Source organism: Streptomyces sp. NPDC036984, assembly GCF_055607665.1.
Window position 1 is genome coordinate 406,735 of the sequence record NZ_JBVJRL010000002.1, and the last position, 17,308, is coordinate 424,042.

The 17,308-nt window shown below is 69.3% G+C and carries 18 protein-coding genes and 1 tRNA gene; 15 read left to right on the forward strand and 4 right to left on the reverse strand.

Annotated elements, in window-relative coordinates; translation table 11 throughout:
- Window positions 1-40: 40 nt before the first annotated feature.
- A complete protein-coding gene (locus tag ACZ7DL_RS05850) occupies window positions 41-721 on the reverse strand; it encodes a hypothetical protein (RefSeq protein ID WP_470771678.1) in 681 nt (226 codons plus the stop codon).
- A gap of 638 nt (window positions 722-1,359) precedes the next feature.
- The gene (locus tag ACZ7DL_RS05855) at window positions 1,360-2,166 is read right to left on the reverse strand and encodes a class I SAM-dependent methyltransferase (RefSeq protein WP_470771680.1); all 807 of its coding nucleotides are present in this window, start codon (window positions 2,164-2,166) and stop codon (window positions 1,360-1,362) included.
- Between the two features lie 56 nt (window positions 2,167-2,222).
- Here ACZ7DL_RS05855 and ACZ7DL_RS05860 point away from each other — a divergent pair, with 56 nt between their 5' ends.
- From ACZ7DL_RS05860 to ACZ7DL_RS05925, 14 genes are all read left to right on the forward strand, one after another.
- Entirely contained in the window at window positions 2,223-2,939 is a 717-nt protein-coding gene (locus tag ACZ7DL_RS05860; RefSeq protein ID WP_470771683.1) for a GntR family transcriptional regulator, read from the forward strand.
- A 586-nt stretch (window positions 2,940-3,525) separates the two neighbouring features.
- On the forward strand, window positions 3,526-3,783 hold the full coding sequence (locus ACZ7DL_RS05865) for a DUF6284 family protein (protein WP_470771685.1): 258 nt from the start codon (window positions 3,526-3,528) through the stop codon (window positions 3,781-3,783).
- A gap of 23 nt (window positions 3,784-3,806) precedes the next feature.
- Window positions 3,807-4,070 (forward strand): DUF6303 family protein, encoded by a 264-nt coding sequence (locus ACZ7DL_RS05870; RefSeq protein WP_470771687.1) that lies wholly within the window; start codon window positions 3,807-3,809, stop codon window positions 4,068-4,070.
- Window positions 4,067-5,074: a DUF2637 domain-containing protein gene (locus ACZ7DL_RS05875; protein ID WP_470771688.1), complete on the forward strand. Its 1,008-nt coding sequence runs from the start codon at window positions 4,067-4,069 to the stop codon at window positions 5,072-5,074. The genes ACZ7DL_RS05870 and ACZ7DL_RS05875 overlap by 4 nt, the downstream gene beginning before the upstream one ends.
- Window positions 5,074-5,415 carry an RRQRL motif-containing zinc-binding protein gene (locus tag ACZ7DL_RS05880; RefSeq protein ID WP_470771690.1) on the forward strand — a complete coding sequence of 114 codons (342 nt, stop codon included), beginning with the start codon at window positions 5,074-5,076 and terminating at the stop codon, window positions 5,413-5,415. The genes ACZ7DL_RS05875 and ACZ7DL_RS05880 overlap by 1 nt, the downstream gene beginning before the upstream one ends.
- Window positions 5,416-5,526: 111 nt before the next feature.
- Window positions 5,527-7,122: a hypothetical protein gene (locus ACZ7DL_RS05885; protein ID WP_470771691.1), complete on the forward strand. Its 1,596-nt coding sequence runs from the start codon at window positions 5,527-5,529 to the stop codon at window positions 7,120-7,122.
- Between the two features lies 1 nt (window position 7,123).
- Window positions 7,124-9,223, forward strand: a complete 2,100-nt coding sequence (locus ACZ7DL_RS05890; RefSeq protein WP_470771692.1) for a hypothetical protein — start codon at window positions 7,124-7,126, stop codon at window positions 9,221-9,223.
- Between the two features lie 234 nt (window positions 9,224-9,457).
- Window positions 9,458-9,763 carry a hypothetical protein gene (locus ACZ7DL_RS05895; protein ID WP_470771694.1) on the forward strand — a complete coding sequence of 102 codons (306 nt, stop codon included), beginning with the start codon at window positions 9,458-9,460 and terminating at the stop codon, window positions 9,761-9,763.
- Between the two features lie 19 nt (window positions 9,764-9,782).
- Window positions 9,783-10,106 carry a hypothetical protein gene (locus ACZ7DL_RS05900; protein WP_470771696.1) on the forward strand — a complete coding sequence of 108 codons (324 nt, stop codon included), beginning with the start codon at window positions 9,783-9,785 and terminating at the stop codon, window positions 10,104-10,106.
- Between the two features lie 89 nt (window positions 10,107-10,195).
- Window positions 10,196-11,107, forward strand: coding sequence for a bifunctional DNA primase/polymerase (locus ACZ7DL_RS05905; protein ID WP_470771698.1), 912 nt, complete (start codon window positions 10,196-10,198; stop codon window positions 11,105-11,107).
- Window positions 11,108-11,193: 86 nt separating this feature from the next.
- On the forward strand, window positions 11,194-11,535 hold the full coding sequence (locus ACZ7DL_RS05910) for a hypothetical protein (RefSeq protein ID WP_470771700.1): 342 nt from the start codon (window positions 11,194-11,196) through the stop codon (window positions 11,533-11,535).
- On the forward strand, window positions 11,532-12,761 hold the full coding sequence (locus ACZ7DL_RS05915; RefSeq protein ID WP_470771702.1) for a DUF3631 domain-containing protein: 1,230 nt from the start codon (window positions 11,532-11,534) through the stop codon (window positions 12,759-12,761). Before ACZ7DL_RS05910 ends, ACZ7DL_RS05915 begins: the two co-directional genes overlap by 4 nt.
- Window positions 12,762-12,923: 162 nt before the next feature.
- Window positions 12,924-13,121, forward strand: a complete 198-nt coding sequence (locus ACZ7DL_RS05920) for a helix-turn-helix domain-containing protein (RefSeq protein WP_470771703.1) — start codon at window positions 12,924-12,926, stop codon at window positions 13,119-13,121.
- Window positions 13,121-14,269, forward strand: a complete 1,149-nt coding sequence (locus ACZ7DL_RS05925; protein ID WP_470771705.1) for a tyrosine-type recombinase/integrase — start codon at window positions 13,121-13,123, stop codon at window positions 14,267-14,269. Before ACZ7DL_RS05920 ends, ACZ7DL_RS05925 begins: the two co-directional genes overlap by 1 nt.
- A gap of 64 nt (window positions 14,270-14,333) precedes the next feature.
- Here ACZ7DL_RS05925 and ACZ7DL_RS05930 read toward each other — a convergent pair.
- Both ACZ7DL_RS05930 and ACZ7DL_RS05935 read right to left on the reverse strand, forming a co-directional pair.
- Window positions 14,334-14,409 (reverse strand) — tRNA-Arg (locus ACZ7DL_RS05930).
- A 402-nt stretch (window positions 14,410-14,811) separates the two neighbouring features.
- Entirely contained in the window at window positions 14,812-16,092 is a 1,281-nt protein-coding gene (locus tag ACZ7DL_RS05935; protein WP_470771707.1) for a M6 family metalloprotease domain-containing protein, read from the reverse strand.
- Between the two features lie 277 nt (window positions 16,093-16,369).
- Between ACZ7DL_RS05935 and ACZ7DL_RS05940 the strand changes: the two genes are divergently transcribed.
- Window positions 16,370-17,017, forward strand: coding sequence for a TetR/AcrR family transcriptional regulator (locus ACZ7DL_RS05940; protein WP_470771709.1), 648 nt, complete (start codon window positions 16,370-16,372; stop codon window positions 17,015-17,017).
- Window positions 17,018-17,308: the final 291 nt, after the last annotated feature.

Below are 17,308 nucleotides of genomic sequence, written 5' to 3' on the forward strand. Positions count from 1 at the left end.
TACGGTACCTGAGTCAGGATCGAAAGGAATGGATTGCGAATTACTCAACGCCTTCTGAGAAGTCGAGATTCACTGGATTAAGGGGAAGTTGCCGTTCGGTCACTTCCACCTCATCGCTAACAACATCGAACTTAATGCTATCGATCCAAACTCGACCAACCCCATCAAGAAGTACACCGAACGTGATATTTTCGCTTTGCGGAGGAACGTTTAGAACGACGCTGTACCAGTTCCATCCGATGGTTCCCGTAATTCTGCGGTCGTACATATTGTCAAAGGTCAGGGTTCTGTCACTCTCGCCATCAACTCGCATCCAGAGGCCGGACCAGCCAAGAACGTCTTTCGCTCTGATCATCGCGGACACCCTTAGGCGTGTCCCACGGTAGTCGTCCGCTCTGAAGCTCTGAGCAAGCGTGGCAAAGCCTTTAGGGTTTGGATGCGATCTGATGAAGCTGCTTGCATGACCTGAATGGAACACCTCGACGTCAACACCGAAATCGTAGTCTTCGACAGCAGAGCCGTCGGCGATCCAGCCTTTTGGTAGGTTGTCGGGCGGCCGGGGCGGTGTTCTGTCCACGCCAGCCTCTGCCAGGATGCGAGAGGTTTCGGCCCGTGTCCTTTCGGCCTCCGCATCGAGCTTACGAACCTCTGCGTGCGCTTTTTGTCTTGTGGTCAAATAAGTAGTCAGCACTACCACGACTCCGCCGAAAATGGTGCTCAAGAACCCGACGGAAGATCCCATTCTTCACCTCTTGATGATGATTTCCTGGAAGGTGGCGGTCCGGCCAAGATGCGTTGGTTCGGTGTATCGCATCTACTCGCGGACGGACTGGGCAACATCACAGTACAGGGGGTCAGAGTTGCGCGTCGGAATTGTAAGGTCTCCCACTTGTGCCGTTGCGCCATTCGAGACGAGGTCGGTGGAGCGGCTTTGGGCTGGAGCTGCTTTGGGGCGAGTGATCATGGCCCCGTAAGCTTCCGGCGAGTCGGGCAGTCTGTGGACCTGCCCGTTAAAGCACGACGTTGGGGCCATGATCTTAGAGGCTCGCCCCAAAGTGGCTGCCTAAAGCCGTGGAGCTGACCGTCCCAGCCACAGAGGGTGTCTCCCACTTCATGCCCGCAGCCGCCGAGCGCGCCGCCGGGCGCGGCCAGCCGGGGCGCAGACAGGAGGCAGGCCGCGCCGCAGAGGCGGCGCGCGCCCGCGCCGTGCGCGGGCACTTGACGAGAGTAGGGAAAGTTATGCCGCGCCTACGTCGCGACGGTTCTCAAGACCGATACGGCATCAGATCCGAATCCCCTTCTGAGCTGCGCGGTAGCGCCGTCGAGACGTCATCATCGGGGCTCAGTCCCGCAGATTGCTCATGGGGCCTTGCCCACGGCCAGGAGGTGTGAACTGGCAGCAAGCAATTCCGGGTACGCCTCTGCCATGCGCGCCGCTTCCATTGCGGAGGCAATCAGCTCGTCTGTGGGCCCCTCGCCGGGCTGCTGCTCGGCCGCCTTTACGAGCGACCATGCCGGCCCCTCGATGCCGAAGACCTGCACGTCCGTCAGCCCGGAGGCTACCAACTCCGCCACAAGCTCTTCAGCACGGTGAAAGTAGGACAACGTGAACCCTCGTACACCGTCATAGACGGCCGTCTCAAGGATCTTGGAGACAGAGTCGCGAATACGTTCGGTGTGCAGGTGGGCATACGTGACGTGCTCAAAGAGCGACGCGTAACGGTTGATGGCAGCCGCAGCGACTAGTCCGCCCGGCTTCACCACGCGGCGGGCTTCCGCCAGTGCCCTGCGCCTATCAGCGGGGTCGGGCAAGTGGTACAGCGGGCCAAGAAGTTGCACAACGTCGAAGCTGTCGTCCGACTCACGCAGATCGCGAGCGTCTCCCACGATCGCCGAGCACACGGCCGCCGCGCTCTCGACATGACGGGGCACGGGGTCCACGAGCGTGACGTCATAGCCGTCCTTCACAAGCCATTCAGCGTGAATCCCGGTTCCCCCTCCCACGTCGAGCACGCGCGCCGGCGCGGGGGGCAAGAAGCGTCGGAGAAGCTCTTGAGTCCTGAGCAACTCCATACGTCCGTCTGCCGAGCTGCGCAGACGGCTGTCCTCGTTCACTGTCTCGCCGTAGAACCGCATCACGGAGGGAGCCAATTCGAGATTCGACATGGTCGAAGTATCCTGTGTACCGGTGGACCAGTCCAGCGCGCGGAGTAGGGGAAGCCATGGCCGTTCTGAAGTACGAAGAGATCGCCGAGTCACTGCGCGCGCGTATCGCCGCTGGCGAGTACGCCCCTGGCGCCACCATCCCGTCCGGCCGTGACCTGGCTGAGCAGTGGGGCGTGTCACGGGCCACCGCCATCAAGGCCGTGGACGTGCTCCGCAACGATGGCGTGGTGGTGGCCAAGCAGGGCACCGGTTTCGTCGTCACGGAGACACCCGTAGCCCGCCCCGCCGGCGCCCGCCGAGCCGGGTCGGCTCGCATCTTGGGCGGAATGCCGTTCCTGCGGATCGGTACGCCCGACTGGGCGGAACCTCCTACCCGCGTCGCCAATGCGCTTGGGATCTCCTCCGGAGTGCAGGCGCTGCGACGCATCCGCGTCCTCCAGCTCCCGGACGGAACCCCGAACAGCTGCGTGGAGGCGTGGTTCCCCCCAGAAATTGCGGAGGCAGCACCTCGCCTCGCCGACACTGCCCCCATCGCCGAGGGCACGACACGCTACGTGCGTCGGCAGACCGGCCGGTTCCCGGTCGAGGGAGTGGACATCACCACAGTCCGCCTAGCTACGGACACGGAAGCGGACCGCTTGCAGGTAGCGCCGGCTACTGCGGTCGCCGTGCTACTCCACACGGCATACGACGAGGACGGTCGTCCGTTGGTCTGCGAGGAAGGCGTCACGCCGTCCTCACTTTTCGAGCAGGTGGACACCTACGCCATGTAGCGAAGCCACTCGAACGGAGCTGGACCGGTCCGCCGGTCCAGCTTTTTTGATGCATCGTCATGGTCTCTGACCTGCAAAAACCCTGACTAGTGTCATCCAACTCTGATTTCATCGGTTGACTGGACCGGTCCACCGGTCCAGTCTGTTAGATGCGACGCCGTTCCTCCTCTGCGAGGAGCGGTTCCGGATCGGGATGGCTCGTGCAGTTGGGGCCCCGCGCTGGTGGTCGCTTGAGAACTGCATAGGTGGGCCCCGTCTCCCCGAGTCGAAAAGGCGGACCGCGCGGCAGGAAGCCGCGCCCCCATGTCCCTGCCAACGCGGGAGGTCGGTGTGTACCGACGACATATCAAGGCGCCGCCCGTACGGACCGGCCGGCGGCGCCATCGGTAGTTCGGTCCGTACTGGTTCGCGGCGCTGATGCCGCGGTCGGCTGCCTCTCCCGCCCGTCCGTTCCGCGCGCTGCGTGAGGACGTACGGGCGGGGGTGCGGGGAGCCGGATGTTCCGACTTCAACGGCGCGCGGCCCCGGAGGTGCAACTCCGGGGCCGCTGTTCGGGCCGTTCCACCCGTGAGAGGACCACGACCCAATGGACCACATCGTCACTGTTCAGGACGCTGTTACCGCGTTTGCCGACTGGATAGAGCCGACGGACGCGGAGCTGGACGCCATCGAGGCGGAGATGCCGCTCATCCTGGCCGACATCGAGGACCTGGACGCTCGCATCACTCTTTTGGAGCGGACGCCGACCGAGCTGGACCAGCGGCGCGCGCGCCGCGGCCGGCGCCGGGTGCTCGCTGAGCGGGCGGCGCTGGCCAACCGTGTCGCCTCGGGGGAGGCGGCCTGATAGTGCGGGAGTTCACGGCGCAGATGTCCATGCACAGGGGCCGTTGGCGCTTGTACGTGGTGCTGCTGAACACCACGGAGCGGTGGCCGGAGCACAGCTTCGACCGGCCCGCTCCCGTGCCGACGTTCACGGAGCGCGTGGAAGCGCTCAGCGTGCTCGGCTTCGAGCCGGCGCCAGGCGCTGAGTGGACGTGGACCGAGGACAGCGACGACCCCGACGACCCTGCCTCACCGGTGTGCCTGATCGCCGCTACGCGGGTGCGTTCATGGACGGGAGGCGCGGCATGAACGCCGTTCAAATCCGTTCAGCGGAGCGCGCATTGTCAGTCGGTACGTGGCTGATCGTGTCCGGCGCCATGCTGTACTCGATCCTCACCGTCACGCCGCTCATGGCGGCGCACACCCCCGACGAGTGGGCGTGGACGGCGCCCATCCTGCCGCTGGTCGTCGATGCTGCGGTGGTCATCGTCGTCCGTCTGGACTCCGTACTTGCTCGCTTGGGCGGGCACGGCGGCCGGTGGCCGATCACGCTGCGGTGGATGACCGGCGCGATGACGCTCGCGCTGAACACTGCGGATTCCGCGCTGGCGAAAGACCTGGTGGGCGTGGCTGTGCATGCGGTCGCGCCACTGCTGTTGATCGTCACCGCGGAAACCGGGCTGGCCTACCGCCGCGCCATCACCGCCGCCGTAACGGCGCTGGAGGAGCGGCAGCGTGCGGAGCACGAGGCAGCCGAGCAAGCTGCCCGGGAGCGGGAGGAAGCGGCCCGGCGGGCGGCGCGTGAGGAGCGCGAGCACGCCGCGATGTTGGCGCGTGAACAGCGTGAGCACGAAGCCCGCCTGGCGCGCGAGGCAGCCGAGCGGGAGGAGCGCCGCCGCGCTGAAGAGCGCGCGGCGCAGGCCGCCCGGGAGGCGGTCGAACGCGAGGAGCGTGAACGCCGTGAACGCGCGCGTGAACAGCGTGAGCGGGAGCGTGAACGCGCTGAACGGGAGGCAGCCGAGCGGGCCGCACGCGAGCGCCGCGAGCGTGAGGAAGACCTCGCGCGTGAACAGCGTGAGCGTCAGGAGCGGGCCGCGCGTGAACGCCACGCGCTGTTGGAGCGGGGGCCGGCCGCGGGCAAGCTGCCCGAGGACGAAGCCCGCGCGATCGTGTCCGCCGCCTACGGCGCGGAGCTCCCGGTGCGTGCCGCGGCGGAGCTGTGTGGTTGGTCGGTCGGGTGGGTGTCCGCCCGCTATGCCGAGCACCGCGACCCCGGCACGGGCGGGGCTGAGCTGGCCATCGCGAGCCGGTGATGGGCTCCCTACCGGTCTACCCCTGGCGCCTGGCTCCGGAAGGTCTGGCCACGCGCAGGCAGTTGCGAGCCGCAGGGTTGCGCCCGGGTGGTCAGGACGTGGTCGCGCAGATCGAGCGGCCCCGTTACCAGCGCCCGCCGCTGGTCGCCTACCTCTACCGCGTCGACGCCGCCAAGCCCGTCCGGCCCATGACACCGGCCAAATGGGCGGCGCTGGCCAAGGCGAATGCCACCCGACGCGTCTGCCCGCAGTGCCGCACGGACGCGGGCTACGTCATCCCCACCTCACTCGGCATGTGCGTGCCCTGCGCCTACCCCGACGACGAACAGCGCGCCGCCTGAACACCCCATCGCAGCCACTGAGCTGCACCGTTCCGCAAATCCGGCGGGCCCGGCCACCCGCCTCCTACAGCAACCGGCCGGGCCCTACTCCCGTGAAGGAGTGCTCACAGCATGACGGAACTCAGCACTGAGCCGGTAGCCGTCGAGGCTGCCCCGCCCGCACCGCCCCCGCCTGCCCCTGTGCCGCCCGAGACGGCCCCGGCTGCTGCCGAGGTGGAGCACACGCCCGGCGGGTGGCCCGTCGTCCCGCTCGCCCTGTCGGCCGCGAACAGCACGGTGGGCACGGTCGCCGCCGCTTCCCTGGCGGGTGGTCCGATCGCCGCGGCCGTTGCCGCTACCGGGATGGTCGTGCTGGGCACGGTCGCCGCCACTCGTTCCCGCAAGCCCAACCCGCGCCGCGACACCCGCCGCGCTGCAGCCCGCACCGCCGGACGGAGTGCTGCCCGCAGCGCGAGCCTGCGCCGTGCCGGGAAGACAGGGGCAGGCGCCGGCACAGGCAAGGGCGGGAACCGTTCGGCCACCTCGCGCGCCGGTCGCTCCGGTGGCCGGTCGGGCAGCGTCCCCGGCCAGCACCGCCGCGGCACGAGCACAGCCACCCACCGCACCGGCAGCGCCACCGGCCAGAAGGCACACAGCAAGGCCGGTAGCGGTGCAGCCAAGCACGCGGCCAGCGCCACCAAGCAGGCCGCCGGGCGGGTGGGGCAGGTCAAAGCCCTGCGAGCCTCACAGAAGTCCGCCGGCGGATCCCGCGCGGACAGGCGGGCGCAGACCACCGCGGCCCGCCGCGCGGTCGCCGATGCCCGCCGCAACGCCAAAGCCGCCGCCGGCAAGGCCGCATCGGGCAAGCACGGCAACGGCGGGGGCCGCCTGCTGGGTGGCACCGTCCGCAAGGCCCGCGCCGTGCGGGATGCGGCGATCGCCAAGAACCGCGCCAAGCGCGACGCCAAGGCAGGCGGCACGGTCGCAGCACAGCGTGCCGCGGTCCGTAAGGCCCCGGCCCGGAAGACGGCCCGCCAGGCGCTGCGCAGGTCCGCGGCCCGCTTCCAGGGCCGTCGCCTGCTGGCTGCCCTGCTCGCCTTGCCTGTCGGGCTGCTGGGCTGCCTGACCACACCAATCGGACGCAAGTTCGGTATCCCGTCACTGATGTATCCGGGTCGGCGCCTGTACCGGCGGATCGTCCTCACCGCAGGCGAGCAGCGCGCGGGGCGGGACGAAACGACCCGCAAGACCCTGCGCGAGCAGGAAGCCGCCGCAGACGAGCAGGCCAAGCAGGACGGCACGGACGGCATCGCGGACAGCGTGCAACGGCCCGCGGCCACGATCCCCACCCACACCACACCCGAGGTAAGCGAAGGAGAGCACGTGTCTGGTTTCCGGTTCGAAGAGGCCGCCGCCGAGATGGAGCAGGCCGCCAACTCCTACGACCCCGAGAACGCCATGGAGATCCTCGCCATGATCGAGGGCCTCCCGGAGGCGCTGACCAGCGTGGCGAACGTGATGAAGATCCTCGGCGAGCGCTCCGACAACGAGTTCCCGCTGGAGAAGGCCGTAGCGGAGACCTTCCGGGACTGCTTCGGCGCGGTCATGGCCGCCGTCTCCGTGGCCGAGGAAATGGGCCCGATCTTCCGCCAGCAGCACGAGCAGGACATCGCCCGCCACGAGGACCCCCGCAACGGCCCCGAGGCCGAGAAGGGCTGGAACGTCTGAGATGAGCACCGCCACCGCCAAACAGCAGAGCAGTGGCCCGGTGCTGGACTGGGCGGCCGGTCACGGACCCGTGACCGGCGCCCTGTCCGCCACCACCGGAGCCTTCGCCGTCGCCGCCACCGGCGCCGCAACCGCCATGCCGCCCGGCTGGGCGCTCGCCGTCGGCGCGGCCGGCGCCCTCGGCCACACCGTCGTCGGGCTGCGCGTGCGCAACGCCGGCCGCACCCTGGCCACCCGCGCCGCCTCCTGGGTGGTCGGTGCCGGGTGGACCACATGGGCCATGACCAGCGGGCCGCTGACCTGGGCCGCCCTCGGATCCCTCGCCACCATCGGTGTCGGGATCGGCGCCGCCGCCCGCTCATCCGCCCTGTACGAGGAAGCGCGGGAAGAGGAGACCATCGCCGCGGAGCAGCGGCAGATCGCCCGCGAGTTGTCCGCGGAGCGCCGCGCGATCGCCGCGGAATGGGTGGACCGCATCCAGCGCGTGTGCTCCATCACCGTGCGCGTGCTCGGGGTGGAGATGTGGGAGACCGGCGCCGGCTACTCCATCGACGCGGAACTCCCGCCCGGCGGCGCCACCTGGAACAAGATCGCGGGTGAGTCCGCGCGGCTGTCGGCGGATGCGCGTCTGCCGCACGGCTGCACCGCCACCGCATCGCCCGGCATCGATCAGGGGCGGGTCATCATCGACGTGACCACGGTCAACGTCCTGGAGCAGGAGCGCACCTACCCCACCGACTACAGCACGCTGTCTCTGCACACGGGCATCCCGTGGGGGTATCGCACGAACGCGTCGCAGATCCTCGCCTACCTGCGCGAGCAGTGCGCCCTGATCGTCGGTCCGACCGGATCGGGCAAGACCAACATGGTGCACGCGATCCTCGCCGGGTTCGCCCGCGCCGAAGACGTCCTGACGTGGGTGATCGACCTGAACGCCGGGTCGGCCGGCCTGCCCTGGGTGCTGCCCGCCCTGAACGGACAGATCGTGCGGGAAGACGGCAAGCCCGTGCGGCCTGGTATCGACTGGCTCGCCGGCACGTTCGACGAGGCCATGACGATGCTGGACACGGCCGTGCGCGTGGCCAAGCAGCGCAAGATGGGCTACCAGAACCTGCTGTCCAAGGCCAACACGGACCTGTTGCCGATCAGCCCGCGAATTCCTCAGATCATGCTCGTCATCGATGAGGGCGCGGAGATCCTGGCCAGCCCCGACCGGCAGGTACGCAAGCTCGGGGAAAAGATCCTCGAAGTCATCCGGATCGCCCGCGCCATGGGCGTGCGCACCGTCCTCACCGCGCTCGGAGCGACCGGCAGCGTGCTCAGCAACCTCATGATCCGCCGCGAAGCCAAGGTCCGCGTCGCTCTCACGGGTGGCGAGACGGAGGGCATGGACCTGAGCAAGATGTTCCCCGGCAGCCGCGGCCTGCGCGTGGACCAAGCCCCCTACAAGGGCGCCGGATTCATGGGCACCCCGGAATCGCCGGCTGCGCTGTTCAAGGCGTGGCGGATCCTCCCGAACCAGATCCGGGAGATCATCGCCGCCACCTCCGACCGTCACCCCACGCTGGATGACGTGTCGGCCAGGGCCGCCGGGCCCGCCTACGCGCGCCGCTGGGATACCGACCGCACCGCGTGGATGCGCGACCAGGTCGTGACGGACGACGATGCCGGCGACTCGGTGCGGAGCGTTCCGGGGGCGACGCTGCGCCTGTCCGCGCTGAACCAGCAGTCGGAGTCGCCGGAGGAGGAGTTGGCGCGGCGGTTCCGGGAGGAGATCGACGCGCAGTTCGGCACCGCACCCGACCCGCACACCACCGCTGAGAGCGACGGGCCGGACCATGCGGCCGGACTCAACCTGTCAGCGCTGCGGGGCGAGCAGGACAGCCCCGCGCAACAGGCCGCGCTCGCCGCGCTGCTCGCCGCCGGCCCCGCCGGAACCGGGGCGTCCGCGATCGCCCGCGCGCTCGCAGACACGTACGGCACGACCCGGCAGACAGTCGTCGGCTGGCTGAAAACGTGGGTGCAGGACGGCACCGCCGTCCGCGTCGGTGAGGGCACCAAAGCCCGCTACATCCACCGTTCCCACGCATCCGACGACTGATCACTTGTCGCTTGTCGACCCCGCCTCACCGCATGACGTCTGCCGGGGCCGTGAGTCCCGGAAACGGCTTGTGACCTGGGAGGCGACAAGCGACAAGACAAGACAAGCGACAAGCCAGACGACAAGCCGCACGACAGGAGAGACGACAAGCAACGCGACAAGCACACACCCACCCCGCACGGGCCCACGCCACCTGTTGGCGCGGGCCCGCGGCACACCCCGAGGGAGCCTGAAATGAGCCAGCACCCGCCGCCCGGCCAGATGGCCCCGCACATCCCCGCCGACGTCTTCCAGCGCGCTCAGGCGACCGGCCAGCCGGTCGTGTTCGTCGTCAACGACACCCCGCCCGCCTTCCCGTGGCAGCGGTTACTGATCCCGTTCGCGATCGCCGGCGCTGCCGCGCTCGGCACGTGGGGAGTGGTCGCGGCGCTGTGCTGGCTACTGGACGTCGCAGCCCACACCGCAACCGTCATCGGCGGCGCCGCCGGACCCATCGGAGTTGGCGGCATCACGTTGAAGCTCGCCCGCTCCAAGGGCTGACCCCAGAGAAGGAGCAACTGTGTTCGAGATCCGCATCATCTGCGACAACCAGGAACTGCCGCGCGTCGCCCAAGCCGTCCTCGGCTCCATTGACGCTGTGTCCGTGCGTCGCTTCCTCACCCGCGACCGTGCCAAGACGCGCCTGTACATCACTGCCGAACAGCGCGGCAGCCACGACGAATGCACCGCCTGCCTCGAAGACGGCATGGCGCTGTGGCTGCTACCCGACGGCAGCGAGCAGCGGCGCCCCTGCACCGGCCTCGACTACGAGGAGCTACACGCGGCAGGCCTCACCGTCGGCTCTCGCCAGCGCGAGCCCTGGCACCGCAGCGCAGACCGATAGCTACGCCAAGGGCGGCCCCCCACTCTCGCCAAAGAAGCGGGGCCGCCCCTGCCAGCCAGCATCCATCGAAGGAACTGGAGACCTCCAGAATGACCCATCCGACCCATGACAGGCGAGAGGTCCTACTCCCTGCTGCCCTCTCGGCCGCTGAGCGCGGCTGGCACGTTTTCCCCCTGTTCCCCGGAACGAAGCGGCCCGCGCTGCACGGAGAAGCCGCCTGCACGCGTACCGGGGTGTGTGCGGCCGGGCACCGGAAGTGGGAGCAGCGCGCCACTACCGACCCGGACCTGATCCGCGGCACGTGGGCACGGGCGCCGTTCAACGTCGGAATCGCTACCGGTCCCTCCGGTCTGCTGGTCGTTGACCTTGACTTGCCGAAGCACAAGGGCAGTTCGGACGCGCCTTGCGGCGCGGCGACCTTTGGAGCGCTCTGCGAGCGCACCGGCCAGCCCATCCCTGCCACCCATCGGACCCGGACTGCGAGCGGAGGAGGGCATCTGTACTTCGCCGCCCCGGCCGGCATCCGGCTGACCAACACGGCGGGCAGTCTCGCCCCGCTGGTGGACACCCGCGGCTGGGGCGGCTACGTCGTCGGCGCCGGCAGCACCACCCTGGCCGGCTCGTACGCCGTCATCGACGACTTGGCTCCCGCGGAGCTGCCCGCGTGGATTGTGCGCCTGCTGGAGGAGCCAGAACCGCGACCGATCGTGCCGTTCGCGTGGCCCATGATCAGCGGCAGCCGTGCAGCCACCGCCGCTCTGGAGCGCGAATGCCGGACCGTGATGGCAGCCCCGGAAGGGGTCGGCAACATCACCCTCAACCGGTCCGCCTTCAAGGTGGGGCGCTTCGTCGCATGGGGCGACCTCCCCCGGCACGTGGTGGAGGAAGCCTTCCAAGCGGCGGGAGAGCAGCGGGGACTCACCGCTGCCGAGTGCCGCGCCACGATCCGCAGCGCCCTGGACAGCTCCATCCGCAAAGCCCGACCCCGGGATGCGGCATGAGCATCCCACCCCCTCCCCCTTTGGAAGGCCAACAGACAGCCACATCGGGCCCGCTGGACGCAGAACAGGCCACACCTGAGTCGGTCGTGGGCGGGCCGAAGGTCGCCGCCCGTAAGGGCGTCCCTTCTGCTCTTCGCCCTGAGAAGTTCCGCAGCGACCAGGCCCGCCACGGCACACCCGACCCGACGCCGGATCAGCCCGGTATCCGCATCTACGCCCCACCGCTCTACCGGCACCACTGGGACGGCGCCCGCTGGTCCAAACGCCCCGGCGACACCCCCAACGCGGCCTACGCCTGCGCCTGCGGGCAGACCGGCACCGCCACCGGAGTATCGAAGGTGGCCGCCCTGGCAGCCGAGTACGCCGCCCACCAAGCCGCCTGTTCCGGAACTCCCGCAGCACTCTCCGAAGAGAGGAACGCCGCATGACCCCCACCATCGACGGGGCCGCGCTGCTCGACAAGGTGGAAGCCTTCCACCGACGCTTCAACGTCTTCCCCACCGAAGCCGCCTACGTCGCTGTGACCTTGTGGGACGCGCACGCCCACCTCATCGACTGCTTCGAGACCACGCCCCGGATCGCGTTCCTGTCCCCGGAGCCGGGATCGGGCAAGTCCCGCGCGCTGGAGATCGTGGAACTCCTCACCCCCCGCCCCGTCACCACCGTCTCGGCATCCGCGAACGCCCTGTATCGGCTGGTGGAGTCCGCAGAAGGGCTGCCCACCGTCCTGTTCGACGAGGTGGACACCATCTTCGGGCCCAAAGCCGGCGCCGATGAGGCGCTGCGGGGCTTCCTGAACGCCGGGTACCGGCGCAGCGGAGGTGCCCTGCGGTGTGTGGGCGAGGGATCTAACCAGAACGCGCAGGTGTTCGGCTCCTACTGCGCCGTTGCCATGGCCGGTCTGGGCTCTTTGCCCGACACCGTGCTGACCCGCTCGGTCATCATCCGCATGCGCAAGCGTGCCCCAAACGAAAAGGTGGAGCCCTACCGGCAGCGGAGCCACGAGAAGCATGGGCACGCCCTGCGCGAGCGGCTTGCCAAGTGGGCCGACACCGTGCGCGAGCGGGTCGAAGGTGCTTGGCCGGAGATGCCTGAGGGCATCACGGACCGGCCCGCCGACGTGTGGGAACCGCTGCTGGCCGTAGCGGACGCGGCCGGCGGCGACTGGCCCACACGGGCCCGCGCCGCGTGCGTGGAACTGATCAGCGCAGCCCACGACAACGACGAAGCCTCCCTCGGGGTCCGGCTGCTCACTGACCTGCGCGACAAGGTGTTCTGCGGATCCGATCGCATGCCCACCGCCGCCATCATCGAGTGTCTGCTGCGCATGGACGACGCACCGTGGGGCGACCTGGACGACAAGCCGATCAACTCCCGCACCCTCGCCCGACTGCTCGGGCAGTACGTCACCCCAAACAATAAGCCGATCAAACCGCGCGGCATCCGCACTGCGTCGGGCTTCCCCAAGGGGTACTACGCGGACGACCTCGCGGACGCCTGGACCCGGTACTGCCCTCCGCACCCCGGAGAATCCGCCACGTCCGCCACGTCCGCCACACCGCAGGTCAGCAGGGGTGAATCCGTGGCGGATACCGCCACGGTCATCCGCCACACGTCCGCGGAAACCGCCACACAGCCCACCTTCGCCGGCTGACCAAACCGGCCCCCTCGTGCCGCCGCACCCGCGGGTGTGGCGGCACCTATCCGCCACAAAAACGCTATCCGCCACACGATCAAGGCCTGACCTGGGATGTGGCGGCGTGGCGGACGTGGCGGATCCCTCAGGTGAAGCGACGCGCCCGCTATGGAGGCCGCAGTGAGTTCCGCCCTGCCCACAACCCACACCGCGCTCACCGTCCCCGAGGTCATGGAGGCGTTGCAGTTGAGCCGCTTCATGGTCTACGACCTCATCCGCTCTCGGCAGCTCAAGAGCATCAAGATCGGCCGGTGCCGCCGCGTACCCGCCGAGTCTCTTCGCGCCTTTATGGAAGCCAAGCTGGAGGAAGCCGCCTGATGGCACCCAAGAAGAGGAACCCGAACGGCGCCGGGAGCATCTGGCGCCGCAAGGACGGCCGGTACGAGGCCCGTGTGTACGTCCCCCAGCCCGATGGGACCCGCAAACGCAAAACCGTCTACGGCAGCACATGGGAGGAGTGCGACACCAAGCGTCAGGAATTGGTGCGCCGCGACCGCCAGGGCATCCCGACGCCGACTCGTTCCGCCAAGCTTTCCGAGTGGCTGCCGTACTGGCTGGAGCAGCACGTCGAGCCGCGCCGCAAGCTCAGCACGTACGACAAGTACGAGGCGCACGTGCGGCTCTACCTGGTCCCTCTGCTCGGCACCAAGCGTTTGGAGTCGCTGAGCGTCGCCGACGTGCGCCGGTTCATCACACGCGTGCAGAACGACCACACGGCAGCGACTGCGAAGGAAGCGCACCGGGTGCTGCGTACCGCGCTCACGGCGGCCGTGCGCGAGGAACTGATCACCCGGAACGTCGCGTCTCTAGTCGAGCCGCCGCGCGTGAAACAGCGCGAGATCAACCCGTGGACCCTGAACGAGACGCTCTCGTTCCTGGAGGCCGCACGCCGGGATCCCCTGTACGCGGCGTTCGTGCTCGCCGTCGCCATGGGTCTGCGGCGCGGTGAACTGGTGGGACTGCGCTGGTCGGATCTTGACCTGGAGAACCGGGTGCTGCACGTCCGTCAACAGACCCAGCGCCGCCGGGGCACGCTCTACGACGATGACCCCAAGAGCCGACGTCGCAGGGTCGTCCCCATGCCCGCCCTGTGCATCGCACCGTTGCGCTGGCACCGGCTACGGCAGCGGGATATGTTCGCGGGCTCGGGCATCGAGTGGTCCGAGTCTGGCTACGTCTTCGCGACGAGGAACGGCCGGCCGGTGGAGCCGCGCAACGTCTACCGGTCCTTCACGCGCGTCGCGACCAGCGCCGGGCTGAGAGTGGTCCGACTGCATGACGCCCGGCACGGCTGCGCGACCCTTCTGACTGCTGCCGGCGTCGCTCCGCGGGTCATCATGGAGATCCTCGGGCACAGCCAGATCAGCATCACGATGGACGTGTACACGCACGTCGTGCACGACACTCAACGTGAGGCGATCAGTCACATGGACCGGCTGCTCAAGCGCCAACGGCCCGCGGCCTGAGAGGAGTGCCGTCAATTGCTGCCGTCAAAGGCCACCTAGGAACGTTCCTAGGTGGCCTTTTGCCTGGTGCCCCCGGCAGGATTCGAACCTGCGACACCCGCTTTAGGAGAGCGGTGCTCTATCCCCTGAGCTACGAAGGCGGGGCTCGGTCGAGCCCTGAGTGATCCGGTGGTGAGGACCGGAGCGCTCGGTCCACAGGGTACCGGATCAGGATTCCGGCGGGGGTGGGTCCTGGTCAGGACGGTGGCACCCGGGTGAAGCGGGAGGCGGTGTGCAGGTCCGCCTGGATGCGATCGGCCGTTTCGCGCAGGGCCGGCAGGACGTCGCCTCCGCGGGCAGCCGTGCGCCCACGGCGATGCCCGCGGCCAGCACCCGCCGCGCGCCCGCCCGGGCCGTGTACCGGCTCTCCGGATATGCACCCGGCATCAGCACCGCCGGCGCCGCCGGCTCGTCCAACCGGTCCGCCAGGGCCCGCAGATGGGGCTCGGTGCGCGGGGGCCTTCCCCACGCCGGCACCCCACCCCGGCCCCCACCCCCGCACCTCACTTCCGCGTAATCCGTATCCGGTAATTCCCGTCCTCGTCCGTGCTCATCACCCGCACGCTGATGCCGTGCCCGGGGTCCTTGAAGGTCTCGCCGGGGGAGAAGGGGGCGTCGGAGAGTTCCGCGTGGACGTTGGGGGTGCGGGTGCAGCCGCCGCTGCCGCGGTGACTGTCGTAGACGGTGACCGGGCCGCGGCCGGTGTCCACCATGGCGTCGATCTTGTAGATGAGCAGGCCCGGCCGGCACACCGCCTCGTCGTTGCCGCCCTGCGCGCGCACCTCCAGCGCGTAGGCGGTGCGCGCGGCGACCGGCACCAGGATCAGCTTCCCGCCGCCCTCCTTGTACAGCGGCGACAGGGTGTACTCGACGCTGCCCGGTGCCGCCGCGCAGCCGACCTGGCCGCCGTCCAGCCAGCCCAGCTTCCACTTGTGCCAGCCGAGCAGGTCGTTGTTGGCGCCCCAGTCCTCGCTCATGATGTCCCAGTGCCCGACCGCACCCCCGCCCTCCTGCGTGTAGAGGTCGGGCAGACCGAAGGTGTGGCCGTTCTCGTGCGGCAGCACCCGGTAGCCGGTGCGGGAGTACGACCCGGAGCCGTCGTCCTGGCGGGAGTAGACGAAGGACGCGTTGGCGATGCGGATGCCGTCGGCGACCGGGGCGTCGTCGTTGCCGGCGAAGGTCACGGACAGCACGGTGTCCAGGGCGGAGGGGCCGGCGTTCGGGGTGATGAGCACGTTCAGCAGGTCGTAGTCGCGGAAGTCCACCGTCGGGTCGGCGGCGGCCACGATGTCCTGCACCAGGTGCCGGTAGCCGGGATCGAAGGGGGCACCGCGCTCTATGCCGTAGGCCCGGAAGGGTTTCGGCATGCGCAGCCAGTGGGGGACGGGGGTCTCGGGGCGGTAGTCGAGACGGCCGTACGACGCGGTGCGGAACCACTCCTGGGTCTGCGGGAAGAACTCGTGGAAGCGGTCCATCGCGTCGCCCTTGCCGGGCGCGTCGGGGAAGTCGACCATCAGGGTCAGGGCCCGGACCGTGCCCGTGGAGCGGGAGTAGCCGGGCGGGGTGGGCAGGCCCTCGGTCATCTGCACGTCCAGGCCGCCACGGATCATGCAGGGTACGAGTGCGGAGGAGCGGGCCAGGTTGATGGGCCCGGCGGTGGTGGGCGCCGTCAGATGTCCGGTCCCGGCCGAGGTGCTGACCGCGAGGGTCAGTGCGGTCACCACGGCGAGAGCGGCCACCCGGCGCGGGCGTATGCGGCGGCGGGGCTGCGGCTGCGGCTGCATGCAGGGACCTTTCGCGCCACGGCAGCCGCCGTCTCCGGCTGCACCCTTGCGCTCACCCTGTGTCGGCGGGGCGGCGGGCGCGCGCTGGGGAGACCGATCGTGGGAAAGCGGGTCAGCGCAGGGGTGAATTCCGGCGGGTGCTGATTGTGTCTCAGGTCACAGCGGTTCTTTCGGAGGGCGGGAAATAACCGGGGATGCTTTCCCCGTTTAGCCCTGTGTCCGAGCGAAACGGGGACTGGGTCCCCGGATCGCCCTCCCTCATCTCAAGGAGTACGCCGTGCCGACCACGACCGCCCCCGCAGCGCGCAAGGTGCCCCGGCCACGCGCCGACGCCGTGCGCAACCGGGAGCGGATCGTCACCGCCGCCCGGGAGATGTTCGTCGAGCACGGCCCGGACGTGCCGCTGGACGAGATCGCCCGCCGGGCCGGCGTCGGCAACGCCACGGTGTACCGCAACTTCCCCGACCGCGACGCCCTCGTCCGTGAGGTCGTCTGCTCCGTCATGGACCGCACGGCCGAGGCGGCCGAGCTGGCTCTCGCGGAGACCGGGGACGCCTTCGCCGCCCTGGAGCGCTTCGCGCACACCGCTGCCGACGAGCGGATCAGCGCGCTGTGCCCCATGGTGTCCAGCACCTTCGACAAGAACCACCCCGACCTGGTGGCCTCCCGCGAGCGCGTCGAGCAGCTGGTGGAGGAGGTCATGGGCCGGGCCAAGGCGGCCGGGCAGCTCCGGCCGGACATCGGCGTCGGTGATCTGCTCATCGTCGTGGCCCAGTTGAGCCGGCCCCCGGCCGGCACGGACTGCCTGCACGGCGACCGTTTCGTCCACCGCCACCTTCAGCTGTTCCTCGACGGCCTGCGGGCCCCGGCCCGCTCCGTCCTGCCCGGCCAGGCCATGAGCATGGAGGAACTGCGCGACTCCTGACCGAGTAGCCGGCCCCGCCGGCTCTCCGCCCCCGCCGGTACCCAGGCTCCGCCGAGCCGTAGCAGTTCGGCCCACCGATCCGTTCGGCCCACCGATTAGTTCGGCCCCCGACCTCAGTCCACCACCAGCCAGACCACCACCAGCCAGACCGTCACCGGCAAGTCCACCGCCAGCACGGCAGCCCTCCCGGTCGCCGCTTCGCGCTCAGCAGTACCGCTTTCTCGCTTGGCACCGCCTTAACGCCTTAACACCGCTTTCTCGCCATTTTTCCGTCACGAAGTCCCGAAGTGG